At 45.3% G+C, this 17,854-nt stretch carries 15 protein-coding genes; 7 read left to right on the plus strand and 8 right to left on the minus strand.

What is annotated here, in order from left to right:
* Positions 1–71 precede the first annotated feature (71 nt).
* On the plus strand, positions 72–4,310 hold the full coding sequence (gene fdhF, locus R8O70_RS02040; RefSeq protein WP_318184028.1) for a formate dehydrogenase subunit alpha: 4,239 nt from the start codon (positions 72–74) through the stop codon (positions 4,308–4,310).
* Positions 4,311–4,708: 398 nt separating this feature from the next.
* Positions 4,709–5,080 carry a hypothetical protein gene (locus tag R8O70_RS02045; protein ID WP_155489917.1) on the plus strand — a complete coding sequence of 124 codons (372 nt, stop codon included), beginning with the start codon at positions 4,709–4,711 and terminating at the stop codon, positions 5,078–5,080.
* Positions 5,081–5,189: 109 nt separating this feature from the next.
* On the opposite strand, the gene R8O70_RS02050 is transcribed toward R8O70_RS02045, so the two are convergent.
* From R8O70_RS02050 to R8O70_RS02065, 4 genes are all read right to left on the minus strand, one after another.
* Positions 5,190–6,287 carry an ABC transporter permease gene (locus R8O70_RS02050; protein WP_053303790.1) on the minus strand — a complete coding sequence of 366 codons (1,098 nt, stop codon included), beginning with the start codon at positions 6,285–6,287 and terminating at the stop codon, positions 5,190–5,192.
* Positions 6,287–7,213, minus strand: a complete 927-nt coding sequence (locus R8O70_RS02055; protein WP_318184029.1) for an ABC transporter ATP-binding protein — start codon at positions 7,211–7,213, stop codon at positions 6,287–6,289. Before R8O70_RS02055 ends, R8O70_RS02050 begins: the two co-directional genes overlap by 1 nt.
* Before the next feature lie 4 nt (positions 7,214–7,217).
* The gene (locus R8O70_RS02060) at positions 7,218–8,168 is read right to left on the minus strand and encodes an HlyD family secretion protein (RefSeq protein WP_373920837.1); all 951 of its coding nucleotides are present in this window, start codon (positions 8,166–8,168) and stop codon (positions 7,218–7,220) included.
* 207 nt (positions 8,169–8,375) lie between these two features.
* Positions 8,376–9,167: a PhzF family phenazine biosynthesis protein gene (locus R8O70_RS02065; RefSeq protein WP_053303788.1), complete on the minus strand. Its 792-nt coding sequence runs from the start codon at positions 9,165–9,167 to the stop codon at positions 8,376–8,378.
* 187 nt (positions 9,168–9,354) lie between these two features.
* On the opposite strand from R8O70_RS02065, the gene R8O70_RS02070 reads away from it, so the two are divergent.
* Entirely contained in the window at positions 9,355–9,888 is a 534-nt protein-coding gene (locus tag R8O70_RS02070) for a YbhB/YbcL family Raf kinase inhibitor-like protein (protein ID WP_053303787.1), read from the plus strand.
* Positions 9,889–9,907: 19 nt separating this feature from the next.
* Positions 9,908–10,687, plus strand: coding sequence for an AraC family transcriptional regulator (locus R8O70_RS02075; protein ID WP_258624816.1), 780 nt, complete (start codon positions 9,908–9,910; stop codon positions 10,685–10,687).
* 36 nt (positions 10,688–10,723) lie between these two features.
* On the opposite strand, the gene arsB is transcribed toward R8O70_RS02075, so the two are convergent.
* Positions 10,724–11,779 carry an ACR3 family arsenite efflux transporter gene (gene arsB / locus R8O70_RS02080; RefSeq protein ID WP_318184030.1) on the minus strand — a complete coding sequence of 352 codons (1,056 nt, stop codon included), beginning with the start codon at positions 11,777–11,779 and terminating at the stop codon, positions 10,724–10,726.
* Between the two features lie 85 nt (positions 11,780–11,864).
* Positions 11,865–12,206 carry an ArsR/SmtB family transcription factor gene (locus R8O70_RS02085; RefSeq protein WP_005375451.1) on the minus strand — a complete coding sequence of 114 codons (342 nt, stop codon included), beginning with the start codon at positions 12,204–12,206 and terminating at the stop codon, positions 11,865–11,867.
* A 270-nt stretch (positions 12,207–12,476) separates the two neighbouring features.
* Here R8O70_RS02085 and R8O70_RS02090 point away from each other — a divergent pair, with 270 nt between their 5' ends.
* Together R8O70_RS02090 and R8O70_RS02095 are read left to right on the plus strand one after the other, a co-directional pair.
* A complete protein-coding gene (locus R8O70_RS02090; protein WP_017635228.1) occupies positions 12,477–13,061 on the plus strand; it encodes an NAD(P)H-dependent oxidoreductase in 585 nt (194 codons plus the stop codon).
* A 167-nt stretch (positions 13,062–13,228) separates the two neighbouring features.
* Positions 13,229–13,594 (plus strand): winged helix-turn-helix transcriptional regulator, encoded by a 366-nt coding sequence (locus tag R8O70_RS02095; RefSeq protein ID WP_005375456.1) that lies wholly within the window; start codon positions 13,229–13,231, stop codon positions 13,592–13,594.
* A gap of 195 nt (positions 13,595–13,789) precedes the next feature.
* On the opposite strand, the gene R8O70_RS02100 is transcribed toward R8O70_RS02095, so the two are convergent.
* Both R8O70_RS02100 and R8O70_RS02105 read right to left on the minus strand, forming a co-directional pair.
* A complete protein-coding gene (locus tag R8O70_RS02100; RefSeq protein ID WP_258624818.1) occupies positions 13,790–14,473 on the minus strand; it encodes a hypothetical protein in 684 nt (227 codons plus the stop codon).
* Between the two features lie 512 nt (positions 14,474–14,985).
* A complete protein-coding gene (locus tag R8O70_RS02105) occupies positions 14,986–15,525 on the minus strand; it encodes a redoxin domain-containing protein (RefSeq protein ID WP_005385152.1) in 540 nt (179 codons plus the stop codon).
* A gap of 564 nt (positions 15,526–16,089) precedes the next feature.
* Here R8O70_RS02105 and R8O70_RS02110 point away from each other — a divergent pair.
* Positions 16,090–17,847, plus strand: coding sequence for an SgrR family transcriptional regulator (locus tag R8O70_RS02110; RefSeq protein WP_064369142.1), 1,758 nt, complete (start codon positions 16,090–16,092; stop codon positions 17,845–17,847).
* Positions 17,848–17,854: the final 7 nt, after the last annotated feature.

Genomic DNA, 17,854 nt, shown 5'->3' on the forward strand with positions numbered 1-17,854 from the left:
CAAATGATTATCCTTATAGAATGCATGGTTTTGCTTGTGCAGATTTGGATTTGCTTTGCTGCGGGGGTTGCATGATAGAAATTGTCATCGATGGAAAATATAGAATTGTAGAAGAGGGTCTAACCCTTTTAGAAGCAGCAAAAGTGTGTGGGGTCGAGATCCCATCGCTGTGCGGAATGAACAAAAGTAATGAAAAAGTACCGTGTGACTTGTGTGTGGTTGAAGTCGAAAGCGGCGGTACTAAGCGTGCGTGTGAACTTGAAGTTTACCGCGGCCTTAATGTGGTCACGCAATCAGAACAATTAAGCGAGCACCGCAGAAAAGCACTCAACCGCATCATGACGGACCATTACGCCGATTGTGAAGCGCCATGTAAAACCGCGTGTCCTGCGGGCGTGGATATCCAATCGTACCTTTATCACATCGCACAGAACGATCATCAAAAAGCGATTGAAGTGATTAAGCGTACGCTTCCTATGCCGTTATCGATTGGCCGCGTATGCCCTGCATTTTGTGAGAGCGAATGTCGCCGTTCGTTAGTCGATGAGCCTATTGCAATTCGTCAGCTAAAACGTCATGCCGCGGATGCGGATTTGTCTGCGCATGAAGCCTACGTGCCAGAAAAGAAACCAAGTAAAGGTTTGAACATTGCCGTCGTCGGCAGTGGTCCTGGTGGTCTAACGGCTGGCTACTACCTATCGAACGAAGGCTATGACGTTACGGTCTTTGAATCCATGCCAAAAGCGGGCGGTTGGTTGCGTTATGGCATTCCAGAATACCGTTTACCAAAAGACATTCTCGATAAAGAAATCGAACTGATGTGCCGCAATGGCATGCAAGTTCACACCAATCAAAAGCTGGGTGTGGATTTCACGCTTTCTCAATTGAGTGAAGAATACGACGCAGTGTGTTTGGCTGTTGGCGCGTCTCAAGCGGTTGAAATGCATTACACAGGCAGCGACCTTGAAGGTTGCTACTTAGGCGTTGATTACCTTAAAGATTACGTTACTGAGCAAAACTATGTAACGGGTCATAAAGTCGCGGTGATCGGTGGTGGTAACACAGCAATTGACTGTGCTCGTACTGCGCGTCGTGCCGGTGCAGACACCACGTTGATTTATCGTCGTACCCGTGACGAAATGCCGGCAGAAGACTACGAGATTGTCGAAGCGGAACACGAAGGGGTGAAATTCCACTTCTTAACCAACCCGGCAGAAAACCTTGCCGATGAAACCGGACGCGTGAATGCGATTCGTCTAGAACGCATGGCGTTGGGTGAGCCGGATGCATCTGGTCGTCGAAGCCCTAAACCAACCGGCGAGTTCTTTACCGAAGAGTTCGACACCGTGATTGCGGCAGTATCGCAAAAGCCAGATCTGAGCTTCCTAGAGGGCGAAGATTTGTCGATTCCGCTTACGCGTTGGAACACCTCTGATGCAGATGAAAAGACCATGCACACCGGCACGGGCAACATCTTCAGTATTGGTGATTTCCGCCGTGGTCCAGCAACGGCAGTTGAAGCGGTGGGTGATGGCCGCGTTGCGGCAAAAGCCATTGATCTATTTTTGAATGGCGATATGGCGGATATGCCAAAGGCAGCGTTCAACTCGCGTAAAGAGAAGAAGCTCTCTCAAGTCGACCCGCTTCACTTCGAGAATATCCAGAAAGTCGCTCGCTCTATCATGCCTGAGCTGACTCCAGCACAACGCGAGCAAAGCTTCGCTGAAGTGGAGTTGGGTTTTGATAACGAAGAAGCAATGAAGGAAGCCGCGCGCTGTCTAGAATGTGGCTGTCAGGCAAATACCGATTGTGCGCTGCGTGATTACTCCACCGAATATGAAGCTCAGCAAAGCTTTGACTTCTCCTTGCAGATTAAATCGCATCAAGATTGGTTAGATCTTCGTGCGAAAGACTTGCGTCATAAGTACGAAGTTGACCGTAGCTCTGAGTTTATTGAGTTTGATGCCAACCGCTGTATTAGTTGTGGTCAGTGCATCCAAGCGTGTCGTGACAAAGCCGTGCACGGCGTACTGAACTTTGTGTGCGACAAACAAGGTCGTCCTGCATTACGTCCTGACGACCGTCCACACTTTGGAAGTAACAAGAATGGCTTAACCCTAATGGGCGATTCGAACTGCGTGCAATGTGGCGCGTGCGTTCAAGTGTGTCCAACGGGCGCGATGGTCGATAGTCGTGACCGTTCACAAGGTCGTACTGAAGATCTGAAAGCGGTCGACACCATTTGTACGTACTGTGGTGTGGGTTGTAAGTTGACTATGTTCGTGGACGAAGCAACCAATACGATTCGTTACGTGAAAGGCGGTGACTCGCCAGTGAACCAAGGCATGCTGTGTGTGAAAGGGCGCTTTGGTTTTGATTTCATAGGCAGTGAAGAGCGTCTTACCACGCCTTTGATCCGCAAAGACGGTTGGTTGCAGCCTGCAAGCTGGGAAGAGGCGATTCAACTGATTGCGAGCAAGTTCTCTGGCATCAAGCAAGATTTTGGCAGCAACGCATTAGCGGGTTTCTCTTCAGCGAAAACCACCAACGAAGACAACTACGCGTTCCAAAAATTTGTCCGTCGTGAACTGGGCACTAACAACGTCGACCACTGTGCGCGTTTGTGTCACGCATCGAGTGTAACCGGTCTTGAGGCGTCACTGGGTAGTGGTGCAATGACCAACGACATTCCAAGCATTAAGCACTCTGATGTGATCTTTATTATTGGTTCGGATACCACATCGGCGCACCCGATTATCGCTTCACATATCAAACAAGCAATTCGTCACCACGGCGCTCGTTTGATTGTGGCTGACCCGAAACGTGTCGATATGGCAGAGCATGCAGAGCTGTATATGGCGCACCGCCCGGGTACGGATGTGATGCTTTTAAATGGCGTCATGCAGCAGATCATCAAGAACGGCTGGTACGATCAAGAGTACATCGAAGAACGTGTCGACGGCTTTGATACCTTACTGCAAGAAGTAATGTCGCCAGCTTACAACCTCGATAAAGTGGAATTGGTTACGGGTGTTAAAGCCGAAGACATTCAAGCAATGGCGCGTATGATTGGCACGGCAGATCGTACCGCTGTGTACTACTCGATGGGTATTACTCAGCACACGACAGGTCACGACAACGTGCGTTCTATCGCTAACCTGCAATTGCTGTGTGGCAACATCGGCATTGAAGGTGGCGGTATCAACCCGCTACGTGGTCAATCAAACGTGCAAGGCGCGTGTGATATGGGCGCTTTACCAAACAGCTTCCCGGGCTACCAAAAGGTATACAATCCAATTGTGCGTCAGAAGTTTGCGATTGAATGGAACGCACCAAATCTGCCTTCTGAGCAAGGTCTAACCCTGACAGAAATCATTGATGCGGCTTGCCATCGTGATGTTCGTGGTATGTACATCATGGGTGAGAACCCAGTATTGAGTGACCCGAACCAAGCGCATGTGATTGAAGGTTTAGAAGCACTCGACTTCTTGGTGGTTCAAGACATCTTCCTAACGGAGACTGCACAATACGCGGATGTGGTTTTGCCTTCTTGCTCGTTTGCAGAGAAAGCGGGTCACTTCACCAATACGGAGCGTCGTGTTCAGCGTGTGAATCCTGTCGTAACGGCGCCGGGTGAAGCGAAAGAAGATTGGTGGATTATCCAAGAAATCGCCAATGCCATGGGCAGTGATTGGGATTACCACTGCGTGTCTGATATCACTAACGAAATCGCACGAGTGACACCTCAATACGCGGGTCTTCGTTGGGATGCCATTACGCCAAACGGTGTGCAATGGCCGAGCAACAAGAACAACCCGGCAGGTACTCGCATCATGCACCAAACCCAGTTTACTCGTGGTAAAGGGCAGATGGTGGGTGTACCGTTCCGTTATGCGGCTGAGTTGCCAGATGAAGAGTACCCACTTGTGTTAACGACGGGTCGCGTACTTGAGCAGTTCCACACTGGCACCATGACGCGTAAGACCAAAGGGTTGGATAACCTTGCTGGCCCTCGCGCGATGGTGAGCGTGGAAGACGCAGAAACGCTTGGCATCAGTAATGGTCAGCGTCTGACGGTGTCTACACGTCGCGGCAGCATTGAGATTGATGCTTTTGTGACTAAGCGTATTCAAAAAGGAGTGGTGTTCATTCCATTCCACTTTGTTGAATCGCCAGTCAACCGTTTAACGACAACGGCGACGGATCCGCATGCGAAGATCCCTGAGTTCAAGGTCGCTGCGGTTAAAGTGGAAGTGAGCGAAAAAACAACGCAGACAGAGTCTCTCGAAGATAGTTACCAACACGTTTAAATTCGGTGAGTCACATTGTTGTGGTCACTGACAATTTGAGCCTAGTTGATGGGCGGATAATCTAATCTTGATTTCCGCTCTCACTACATTCACTCGGATTGTCTTTTTCTTCCAACTCCTTTTACTTTTCTGTTATCACCGCGCTCCGGTTAGTTTTCCTTTCTTACTTCTTACTTCTTACTTCTTACTTCTTACTTCTTACTTCTTACTGTCTCTGTGGCGTATTTTTGTTCAAGCCCATGATGAGAGTGCAATAAAGTTTGTTGTTGAGCTTGTCATAGAATTGACTGTCTCTGACTGTCCCCTGTTATTTGGGCAAGTTCTATAACCTAAACTTTGCTCGCTTCCTATACTGAATTAACGAAGCAAGATTTTTATAACAACAAGAGGAAGCTTGTATGACAAGAACAACCTCATTTGCACTCGTTTTATTACTTATGTGCGCATACTTTGGTTACAACCGTTATTATGTATACCCCCAGCAGTTGGAAACACAGGCGAAGTCGATGCTAATACAAATGGCAAATCGCGAAGAGTGGGTAGATGTGTTTGAGATGATGAATCGCGTAGACGCGCATAAGGGCCATTTGGAACTTGTTGCTGACGTGAGATCCTCTGATGGTCAGCGAGCGTACAGTGAAGGTATTATCACGTACACGGATCGCGAAGGCGTTGTCTGTAAACAGGTAGTGTTCAACTTTAAAATAAACTCTTTGAAAAACTACAATATTTCCGATTTACGAGATTGTTCCTACGGTGAGTACTATTAATATTGTCTGAGAGTTGAGCTCGATAGCACAGTGTATGAATACACAAACAAAAAATAGCCCTTCGTTGGGGCTATTTTTGTTTTTAAGGAATGAACGCAATATCGTGGGATTAGTCGAGTGATTTTTTGAAGCGAAATGAAGCGACAATAAGGCCGATAACGGTGAATCCAAGTAACCAAACTGTATCTCGCCATAGCTCTATTAGGTCTGCACCACGCAGCACCACACCACGAATAATTCGCATAAAGTGGGTGGCAGGCAGCGCTTCGGATATCCATTGTGCCGCGATGGGCATTCCTTCATAAGGGAACATAAATCCGGACAGAAGAATCGATGGCAAAAGAATAAATACAGTCATCTGCATTGCTTGAAGCTGCGTCGTCGCAATGGTGGATATCACCAAACCTAAGGTTAAACTCGCGGCGATAAACAGCAGCGTACCAAACAGTATCTGACTAATGGCGCCGTTTATCGGCACACCAAATATCCAGTGCCCCAAGCCTAAAATGATAAACACCTGTATCAGACCAACAAAGATGTAAGGGATGATCTTCGCCACCATGAGTTCTATGGAGTGGATTGGCGTAGTAATCAGTAACTCTAAATTGCCACGCTCCCGTTCTCGAACAATGGCTGCACTGGTGAACAAGATCATCGTCATGGTTAGAATCACGCCCAACAAACCAGGGACAATGTTCACCGCTGAGCGCCGACTCGGGTTGTAATACAGCGCAACTTCAAAGGTTTTGGTTGGAGCAGGACGTATCTCAAAATCAAAATCCGTTAACGGCATGGTTTGCAGTGAGAGAATCGCAGAGCTGATCATGGTGTCTGAACCATCCACAATCCACTGTCCAAGCTCTCGACCTTGCACCATACGTTGGGTTAGGTCGCTAGGTAGAATTAAAGCCGCTCGCACCAAACCGTCCTGAATGGCTTGCTCGGCTTCTGAAGCGGTAGCAAAGGTTTCAACCACATCGACCACTTGCGTGACTTTGACGGACTCGGTGATCACACGCCCAGCAGTACTGCCACTTTGATCGACGACGCCAACGGGGATGTTGCGAATATCGGTATTAATGGCAAAGCCGAATAGCAGAAGCTGAATCAGGGGGATCATTACGACCATGCCAAAGGTAATGCGGTCACGTGAAAGCTGACGGATCTCTTTGATCATTACCGCTTTCATACGGGCAATAGATTTCATCATTGGCGACCTTCTCCCGTCACGCTGACAAACACATCTTCCAAGCTAGGACGAGCAATGTTCATCTCGCAACCATCAAGCTCAGGAAAGGTTTGGGTTAACCATTCGATCGGTTGTTCGATGTGCTGGTGGACTAAAATGCGTATGCGAATGCCTAGCTGTGCGGCCGAGCGCACCTCTTCACGTCGAATGACTTTCTCTTTTAGCTCGCGTAAGTTATCCGCTTTGACTTCGACGATGTTAACGCCCATTTGCGCCATGAGTTCTTCTGGCTCACCATCGGCGCGGATTTCGCCTGCTTCCATAATAGCCAGACGATGGCAGCGCTCTGCTTCATCCATGTAATGCGTAGTGACCAAAATCGTCGTGCCTTGGTCAGAGAGATCAAACAATTGCTCCCAGAAATCGCGCCGGTTCTCTGGGTCAACCGCAGACGTGGGCTCATCGAGAAACAACAGTTCTGGTTTGTGCATGGTGGCGGCGGCGAGAGACAAGCGTTGTTTCTGGCCGCCACTCATTCCGCCGACGCGCTGTTTACGCAACTGGTCGAGACCGTAGGTGGATAGTTGTTCTTCGATACGAGCTTTTAGGACCTTGGTTTCCATACCAAAGATTTGTCCAATAAACTCAAGATTCTCTTGAACCGTCAGGTCATCATAGAGGGAAAACTTTTGCGTCATGTAGCCAATCTTGAGGCGCAGAAGCTCAGATTGTTTTGGGATCTCTAGCCCGAGTACATCGACATTGCCCTCGCTTGGGCTAAGTAAGCCAGTTAACACACGAATGGTTGTCGATTTACCGCAGCCGTTCGGGCCAAGAAAACCATAAATACTGCCTTTGGGCACATTGAGCGTGATGTTGTTGATGGCGGTGAAGTCACCAAACTTCTTCACTACATTTTCAGCTTGAATCGCGAATTCGGTCATTGGCTTACTCCACCAAATCCACTTGCGCTGGTATACCTGAAGGCAAGGATTGTGCTGAGTCTTGAAGGTCGACTTCTGCTAGGTACATCAAACGCGATCGTTCTTCCTCGGTAAGCGCGAAATAAGGCGTGAATGAAGGCTCAGTCGCTACCCAACGAACGGTGCCGCTATATGGTTGCTCAACGCCATCTACATGCACGTTAACCGTTTTACCCGGCACAAAGTTGACTCGATAATTGGCAGGAACATAAACACGGGCGTATGGGACGCGGCTCGCTTGAATTACGGCAACAATGCCATTCACCGGAACGCGTTCACCAAGGTTAAACGGTAGGTTATCTAGCAAGCCATCTCGCGTGGCCGTGATGGTGAGTTCTGCCAGTTTCTGTTCTTGTAGTGCTACATCGGCTTTTGCAGCCATGAGTGCGGCTTTCGCTTGTTCAATATCTTCAGGACGAGAGCCAGCGGTCAGTTTGCTGAACTCTTCTTGTGAGGAGTCTAGCTCTGCACGGGCAGAATCTCTGGCTGCTAAAGCGGTGTCTTTTTCTGATTGGCTGATGAGTTTTTTACGAACTAACTCCGCTTTACGTTGGTAGTTCTTTTGCGCTTCAATCAATTGAGCTTCCGCTCTGGCAACGCGAGCTTGCGCTGCGGCAATGTCTTCTGGTCGCTCACCATTGGTCAATTTCAAAAGATAGGCGTCAGCCTTGGCTTGTTCGGCAACGGCGTGAGCTAAAACGGCTTCTTGGTTCTTTGTATCGAGCTGAACCAGCACTTCTCCTTCGGTGACTTGGCTGCCTTCCTTAATGGGTAGGGCACGAATTATCTCGCTAGAGGTGGCAGTGAAGGTTACGCGGTCACGTTCTAGTGTGCCAAGGGCTTGCTGTCCGTCATCTTTGGAACAGGCAGTTAAAAGAGTCAGGGCTAGGGTGCCAAGAATGATTCGCTTCATCATGCGACGCTTCCTCTAAGAAGGTGAGCTCGAATTCGTATCAAGCTATAGGAGAGTATGGGACTGCATTCAGTGTAACGTGAGTCAGTTTTGTCCGGCTAGGAAGTTAATTCCCTCAATATTCATCAATTGATTAATTATTGAAGCTGGCTTTATCCTGCGGAAGCCGTGCTTTACTTGGCTCTTTTAAGTTGATTACATGAATATCATTTAAACAAAAATCTTGCCTTTCATGTAGAGCACGCCGTCGCCAGATACTCTTACTTGTTCGCCAGTAACTTCACAGTGCAAAATGCCTCCGCGCTGAGAAGCTTGGTAAGCGACCAGTGATGTTTTGCCTAACGCTTCTGCCCAAAACGGTGCTAACCCAGCGTGAATCGAGCCAGTTACGGGGTCTTCGTCACCACCATTTGCAGGCCAAAAGTAACGAGATACAAAGTCTTGTTGATCGCCTTTTGCGGTAACGACCACATCGTAAGGAGCGAGTGTCTTGAGGTGCTCTGAACGGTATTGAACCTCAAGTACCTCCTGTTGGCTGTCGACCACCACGAAATACGCTTGAGGGCTAAGCAGTACGCGTTCCACATCGCAACTTAAGCCTTCAATTAATGCTAGGGGAATCTCAGAAACGGCTTTTGGAGGACGAGCAGGGAACGTCATCTCGATCTTACCTTGCGCATTCTTCTCCACGGTGAGGGTTCCTACTTCCAGAGTATGAAATTCAATCGTGCCATTAATGCCAAGCTCATCAAACAGCACTAACGAAGAGGCCAGTGTGGCGTGTCCACAAAAGTCGATTTCAGTTATAGGAGAGAACCAACGAATCTCATATCGGTTTGCGCCAATGGATTTTAGAAAAGCCGTTTCCGACAAGTTGTTTTCTGTCGCGATATTTTGCATCAATTCTGGGGCTAGCCATTCCTCTAACGGTATCACCGCTGCTGAGTTGCCTTTGAATTGCGTATCGGTGAAGGCGTCCACCACGTTGATATCCAATTCCATTTTCCTTCCTTGTTCCGTGAGCGATTAATTAGCATAAACCAAGTGCAATTAAGAGAGTAAGAAATTTGTGTTAGAATCTTAAAGTGTCAAAATTATAGATTATTTTGTGTTTTTTGATACTTACTGACAAGAATTCGGACTGATGGGTACTTACACTAGTGTTGAATTCATTGAAAGGAAGAAAAACATGAAAGCGATCTACAAATCAGTTTTGGCATTGAGTGTTTTTGCGGTCGGTTCTGCCCATGCATTTGAACTCGTGAGTAGAGATATTCAAGAAGGCCACCCGATGGCGAAGACATTTGAATACTCTGGTTGGGGATGTGATGGCGGGAATCAATCACCACAATTGATGTGGAAAGAAGCTCCAAAGGGCACAAAAAGTTTTGCGATCACCGTGTATGACCCCGACGCGCCAACAGGCAGTGGTTTTTGGCATTGGATAGCGTTTAATATTCCATCCACCGTTAGCGAACTGCCTCGAGGCATTGATATGAACAAGTTAGGCGGCAAAGAATCTCGTATTGACTACGGCACAACGGGGTTCGGCGGCGCGTGTCCTCCAAAGAATGATGGGATGCATCGTTACCAGTTTACGGTGTGGGCATTGCCAACTGAAGAACTGAAATTGGATGAAAACACGCCACCAGCCATTGTAGGGTTTACTTTGAATAGTGTTGCTTTGGGTAAAGCGACATTAACCACGACTTACACGCGATAATTGAATATAAGGGGAGAGAATGGGTCACCAACATCAGGTTACGCTGTTTCGTGCGGAGCAGCAGCAGAAGCTTCGTAATGTCAGGATTCACTCCCCAAGCCTTATTCAGATTGTTAAGGGGAGTAAACATCTTTTCTGGAAAGATGAAGTACTCGACATCCATCATCCAAATATCATGCTTTGTGAAGCAAATGCATCCCTAAATTTTGAAAATCTTCCTCTACAAGGGCGATTTCTTTCTCGAATGTTCAGTTTTTACTGTGTGCCTAGCGATGAAATGTTGGAGCTAAGCATGAGCAACGCATTAGGAAACTATGTACCCGTTGTTGAGACAGATAAAGCATTGCAAGCGACGTTAAATGCTTTGTTTTCGTTTGAGCGGGAAAGCTTAAGTGAAGCGACACAACGCTATTGGATTATGGGCCTATATCAGCAGCTAGCTGAGAGAGGGTTATTGCATCGGTTATTCTCGAGTTCACATATCTCTTTTAGTCAGAAACTTAGTCGTTACTTATCGCGCTCTCCAGGGGAGGAGCATCCATTAGACATGGTCGCGGGGCACTTTGCTATGAGCCGAGCAACATTGATACGCAAACTGAAACAAGAAGGTACCCAGTATCGTGAAGTATTGGCGGAAGTGCGCTTAAATCACGCACTTTACTTGATGCAAAATGGCTCGTATAACGTTGCTATGCTCGCACAGTTGTGTGGTTATCAGTCAGAGGGGCGTTTTAGCCAACGCTTTAAAAGTAAGTTCGGCCTAACGCCCAGCGAGTATATTAAAACGGTAGTGAGTTAATGTTTTACCGCTTTTGTATTTTTTGTGCTTTTTAGGTTAGCCATAATATTTGGCTTTCATTCGCAATGCTACATTCACCAAAGCAATCAACACAGGCACTTCGATCAGCGGGCCAATGACACCAGCAAAAGCTTGGTCTGAGTTTAGTCCAAACACCGCGATAGAAACCGCAATAGCCAATTCAAAGTTGTTGCCTGTTGCCGTGAAAGCAATCGACGCGTTTTTGTCGTAGTCAATGCCCATTTTCTTACCAACGAAGAAGCTGACAAAGAACATCAACACAAAGTAAATAGCCAGTGGAATTGCTACACGGAATACATCCATTGGCAGTTCAAGAATCATCTCACCTTTTAAGCTGAACATCAGTACGATGGTCGCAAGTAGGGCGATAAGGGTAATTGGTGAAATGCGTGGGATGAACACGTCGTTGTACCATTGCTCACCTTTCGCAGCGACCAGCCATTTACGGCTTAGAAAGCCCGCTAGGAATGGGATACCAAGGTAAATCAGAACGCTTTCCGCGATGTCCATCATCGAGATATCAACCACGAAACCTTCGTAACCAAAGACTGGTGGCAACACAGTGATGAATAACCATGCCATCACACTGTAAGTCACGATTTGGAAAGCGCTGTTTAGTGCAACTAGGGCTGCACCGTATTCTTTGTTACCGCCACCGATATCGTTCCATACCAATACCATGGCAATACAACGAGCAAGACCAATCAGAATGATACCAACCATGTAACCCGGATGATCACCTAGGAAAGTCAATGCAAGGATGAACATCAAAATAGGGCCGACAATCCAGTTCATGACCAAAGACAGCGTGATCGCTTTTTTATCTTTCGTCACTGTGCCTAGCAAGTTGTAGTTCACCTTTGCGAGTGGCGGGTACATCATCAAAATCAAACCAATCGCTAGCGGTACGTTTGTGCTACCAACTGACATTGACTCGTTCCACTCAGCAACTTGAGGGAATACTGCGCCAATACCTACACCGATTGCCATTGCCACAAAAATCCACACCGTTAGGTAACGGTCCAAGAAGATCATTTTGTCGCTGGCACTATTTAAAACTTGAGTAGTCATAGTGTTCTCTTATTCGTTTATCGTCGAAAGGCGATAGTTAAAGGTATAGTTTATCTCTGCACGCCTGACCAGCGTGCAAAGGGAATTAATCAAATAACTTGGAAAAGCCTAGATTGAACTGATCAAACGCGTCGCGTTGAATGCGGTAACACACCTTAGGTGGGTTTGGCTCGGCGCTGATAAAGCCTGCTTGCTTGAGAATACGCAAGTGCTCGGAAACAGTAGATTGCGCAAGACCCAGTTCAGAAACCAAATCACTGTTCAAACAACCGCCCATGGTATCGAGCGTGTGCAGGATATGCAGAATGCGCAAACGTGCTGGATGCGACAAAGCTTTTGCTTGCGCTGCGAGAGTTTGTTCTTTCTCGAGCTGTTGTTGTGTTGTCTGAAAAACAACTTCGCACGTGTCCTTGCACTTATCACTCATTCGCTGGCCTTAATAGTTAATCGTCGAATTGCGATAAAGTGTACGCCTGCTCTGTGGAAGATGCAACAACTCGATGAAAAAATTAATCGTAAAATAACGATGAATAAAAAATTGAAAAAATATATGTTTTAAAAACAGTGATATAATAAAAAATTAAGTAGGTTACTAAAAGTTAACTAATTGCACTATATTTCTAGGTTACCATAATAAACCACATCCGACGCACAATGGTTACTGCGTCATCTTGTGAACTTATTTAAAGGTAATCCCATGAGCAACGTACTGATCATCAATGCACACGAACCATCACCATATTCAGAAGGTCGTCTAAATGCTTCTCTTGTCGACAAAGCACAGACGCTTCTGCAAGCAAAAGGCCATGAGGTTCGCGTTGTGACAATGCAAGATGAGATCAACGTAGATGAGCAACTCGCACACTTTGAATGGGCTGATCGCGTGATCATCCAAAGCCCAATCAACTGGATGTCTGTGCCTTGGTCATTCAAAAAATACATGGACGACGTGTTTACTGCGGGTATGGGCGGCGCACTGTGTGCATTCGATGGCCGTAGCGCAGAAGAACCAAAGAAAAACTATGGTACAGGCGGTACTCAAACCAACAGCAAATACATGCTTTCACTGACATTCAACGCGCCAGAAGAATCGTTTGATGATGAGAGCGAATACCTATTCCAAGGTAAAGGCGTGGATGATTTGATGTTCCACATGCACGCTAACTTCCGCTTCTTTGGTATGTCAGCATTACCTACATTCGCTTGTTATGATGTGATGAAGAACGCAGATATCGAAAACGATTTTGTTCGTTTCGAAGCTCACATTAACGAAAACTTCTAATCCTTTTAGAAAGATAGTGCGAACTGAATGATGAATTGAGATGGACTGCTGTACGCGGTCCATTTTTATTTGTTTGCGGCGAGGTGACGTTTTTATTACTCTAAAGCACTAAATGTATCTAGCTTACTTTTCGTTACCTAGATTAGGTGCGTATCTTGAGGTGTATTGTGGAAAGCAGAATCAGTGTAGATAGCAAAGGTCGTAAGTCAGTGGCGAACGTATGTGCGGAGCCATGTGCTATCGAGAAAGGGATGCGTTTAATTGGTGGTAAATGGAAAGGTTCTCTGATTTATCATTTGAAAGACGGCCCAGTTCGTTTCAATGACTTAGCACGCATGCTAGGCGGTGCAAGTAAAAAGATGATCGACCAACGTCTTAAAGAGCTAGAAGCGGAAGGTATGGTGGTGCGTAAAGTGATCAGCGACCGCCCAATTGCAGTCAGCTATGAACTAACAGAGTTCGGCCGTACCGCACTTAAGATTCTTGATGATTTGCGAATTTGGTCTGAAAAGCATCAAATTGAGCTTCGTTAAGACCAAAGTAGTTAATCGCAAACGTCACTCTCTTTTGAAAGCTGATTAACAATACATCGCCGTTTATACCCAAGTAACTTAGATGTGCTTCATTCAAATCGTAATTTGTTTCGTAAAACAACGTACTCTTTCGAGTCAGGCATATCGAGGCTACTTGAGCATAATCGTACTTTTTAAGTTTTTGATTTTTAGTTATTATTTTATCATACTTAGTAAGTTGTAGAATAAATCACTCACTTCAGTTGAATTTAAAAAAGCACTATTTAATTCCAGTTTATTTTCAAAATCGGAATATTTATCGAATTCCTCTTTCTCAACTAAACCTATTGGTGAGTTGTCGTTAACGTGGCTTTCATATTTTTTGATGGTATATAATTTAGACTTTTCGTCAAAATATTGAATTATCTTAATGTTAACGTCAGGTCTCTCCGTATTATACGTGATCGTAATTTTTTCATAATCTTTATTAATCGGAGTCGTAAGCCCTGTAGGGTAGATGATTTTAAACCTATTAATGTCATTCTTCTTCGTGCTTTTATAATGTTTTGAGTATGAAAAGTTTTCAATTGCACTTTTAGTGACGATAATTGACTCACCTTTCTTTAAACCGTATTCGGTACATTCATAATCGTCGACAACCGTAGAATTTCTTTTCTTTTCAATCAGGTAGGACATAGTTGCAGATGTCCCTCCGTGTTCCAGTTTTTGTTGGTTTACAGAACAATAGAAATGACCTTTGTCCACCGTCATTGCGTTGACTTGTTCCGGATTTGAAATGGTGGGATGTATATCTTTTGCTGGATCGTTGTCGCTTCCTCCTGAACCGCATCCAACTAATCCGATACAAACGGCCATATAAAGCAAAGAGATTTTATTCATACTGTATTTCTCAATTAAGATGTGTGATTGCAAATAACGATTAATTACATTTTTACAAAGTGAAATGTTTTTTATTTTAATTGAACGGTGTTTTATTGGTAATTTAATCGTTTGCTTTTATTTTGTCTCTTACGGTATCTATGTTTTCATTTATGGTGTGAATTGTTAGAAGTGCACAATTGTGAGTTGCAGTAGGATAATAATATCTAGCTAACTACTTGTGTAGGTATCGTTATGATTTATACATCCGTTAAGTCTAAGTTTTTAGTCTTAATTTCATGTGTTTATCGTGAAAGTGACTTAGAAGTAAATACTTAACGTTGTTTGAGGGGAGCCTGAACTTCACTGATCTTGTTTTTCATCAAGGCGTTGTATAATGAACAAGGACTCTATTTCCAACTTGTTGATACATATCAGATCTCACGGATCTGATATGCATTCCAAGTTATTCTCACTAAGGCAAGAATCCTAGCTTATTTAAGGATAGAAAGTTTACTTGGGTGTAGAAGATATTAGTAATCCAATGTGCCACGGATAGGGTAGTTATTGTTTGGATCGCGAATCCATGCCAATCCGCGTGATAGCGCGCCAAGCTCAGGGCGAACAAACGGGTTGTTTGAAATATCCACCACGTGTAAGTCGCCGTGTTCATTCACCACAAACAGACCTGGTTCTGCGAAATTATGATCGGTTTCCTGTTCAGATCGAGGAATAGATACATACAAGCCTAGCGTTTTCATTTGTTCTTCGGTCAGGCCGTAAGCGATAGGGAAGCTGATTTCGAGTTTCTCTAGATGCCCCTCTAGCTGTGCTTTTGAATCGCCAGAAACGGCAAGAATATCGACGCCAGCATCAGCGAAAGCCTGTTTGTAACTCTCAAGCTCGTTGAGGTACTTAGTACAAAGAGGGCAGTGTTTACCACGATAAACGAATACTGCTTGCCAAGTCGCATCACCTTGCGGCTGACCCAACGTTACGCTTGAACCATCTAGCAAAGTGGCTTGAAGATGAGGGAAGCTGTCGCCCGCTTTAAGTTTCACTGAAGTTGCCATATTGACTCCCGAATTGGTGGTGTATATCCATGAATGCCCCTTTCTCAACAAAGCGATTGGGGGATGAGACTTCAATGTAGACTCTGTTTTGCTGTGTTTCAACTAGTTAACTTTTAGTAACCTGCAATAAGGTAGTAGAGTGCAAAAGATGAAAAAGCAGAACTTAAGATACAACGAAGTGGGGGTGTAGTATCAGGAGCTAAGTTCTGCTTGAGGTTAGGCTATGACCACTGGAACATATCGTTAAGATAAACCAGAGTCATCACTTCTATTTTATTACTCGATTGAGCTAGGCGTTGCTGAAAAAAGTACGCCATCATTGGCTTCTTCATTTTTTCCTCCTTTAGCTGACGAGTAAATTATGTGTATAAAAGGGGATATAAAAAAGAGAGTGCTTTTGTTGGCTTTTTTCCTAATAACGTAAATATATGGGGCTTTAAAGCCGAATTTAGAGGTTAATTGTGGAAAAGGGGAACAGATAATTAGGAAGTTTTCTTATTTTATTACCGCCAACTTAAGTAAACTATTCCTATCCACAAACTTCACAGATCTAAGGTTGATTCAGTGTCTGATCTCAATTTGTTTCGCTATTACCAACGATTACTCTCGTTTAGCGTTGGTGATGAAACAAAAACCACGTTACAGGACATTGCCGACATCATGTTCACTTCTTCTCGGCATGCTCGTAGCCTGCTAACGCAGATGCAGCAGAAGGCGTGGTTGAGCTGGCACCCGAAAGCTGGGCGGAACCAACGATCGACTCTTATTCTGAATATGGAGTTAGACGTTTTAAAAGAGAGCTTGGCTCTTGAACGTATCAAGTTAGGCAAGTATGAAAAAGCACTGGCGATATTAGATGAAGACGAAATGGCATTTGGCCGTTTGTTAAAAACAACGTCTGGTGCTTCTGTTCAAGAAGGACAGCTCAATATTCAATTAACCTATAAGCGAATGTTTGAGCGCGTCGTTCCACATCAACTTCAGCGTAGCAGCGAACGTTTCTTATTAAGGCAAATCTATTGTTGCTTAGTTTCGAGTGATCACAATGGGAAAGTGCAACCAGAACTCGCACATCACTGGCGTTATGACGAAGACACCTACGAATGGACTTTCTACCTTCGTCCAGGTCTGACTTTTCATAATGGTAATTCCATTGATGCAGAAACAGTGGTTAGCTTGTTTGCAAAATTGAGTTCACTACAGTATTACGAAAAAGAGTTGGCACATGTTGCTAACATTACTGCGCCAACGCCATTGAAGGTTGTTTTTAAGCTTAATCGAGCTGACTTGGGCTTTGCTGGACTTATTTCTGGTGTGAAATACGGCATTCAACCAGTAAGCCAAGTTAACGTAGCGAATAACAAGCTGGTGGTCGGAAGTGGCCCATTCTCTGTTGTCGAGCACAATGAAAGTCGTTTAAAACTGCAAGCATTTAATGGTTACTATGCATGTAGAGTTCTAACGGATTTGGTGACTATCTGGATTGTTAATGACGAGCAAATGGAGAACCCGTCATTGGCAGCAAATACGTTGCAAAGGGATACTTCGCCCGAGGAGGATTTGTGTGGACACTATATGTCGACGCAAAACCGAGAAAACTCATCGGCGAGCAAGCGTAGTCGAATAGAAGATGGTTGCTTGTTCGCCTTATTTAATCAGCACGCTAAGCACAAACTCTCTTTAGCGCAGCGCCGTTATATTAGTGAGCTAATTCAACCTGAGCACTTGGCCGAAGTGATGCGCCGCGAGAATATTGTATTTGGGAGTATACCCGCTTATAACCTGCTACCAGGTTGGAAGCCAGTGCTCCGTCCGTTTAGTGAGCCGCTTAAGTTACCTAAACACATTACCATAGCAGGATATAACTATACCGCGTTGCGTCGCTGTGCGCGGGCTATTTCTAATCGTTTGGCGAGTGTTGGCAGTAAAGTAGAAATTGTTATGTATTCCTACCGTGAGCTGAACGAGAAGGCTAAGAACGGTGAGCTAAATGAGACAATGGTCGTAACGAACATAAACCTAGATGATAATCGTCATGCCTCTGCGTTCACGAACTTCTTCAGCAACGCTGTGCTATTCCACACTTTGGGAGAGAAGAACGCACAATGGTTAGATGAACAACTACAGAGAGTCAGATCTTTCGTTCCACTTGAGGACTACCTTAATGCATTGGAGCCAATTGCATCGACGTTGATCAGCGAATACTGGATTGCACCCATGTTCCACCATACACAAACTTTGCGTTTCCAAGGTGTTTTAGAAGACGTCGCTCTTACTAACTGGGGTTGGCCAGATATTCGCTCGGTGTGGTCGGCGGATTAACTGCTTT

Origin of the sequence: Vibrio sp. 779(2023) (assembly GCF_033344285.1) — a bacterium.
In the GTDB taxonomy this organism is placed as follows: domain Bacteria; phylum Pseudomonadota; class Gammaproteobacteria; order Enterobacterales; family Vibrionaceae; genus Vibrio; species Vibrio alginolyticus.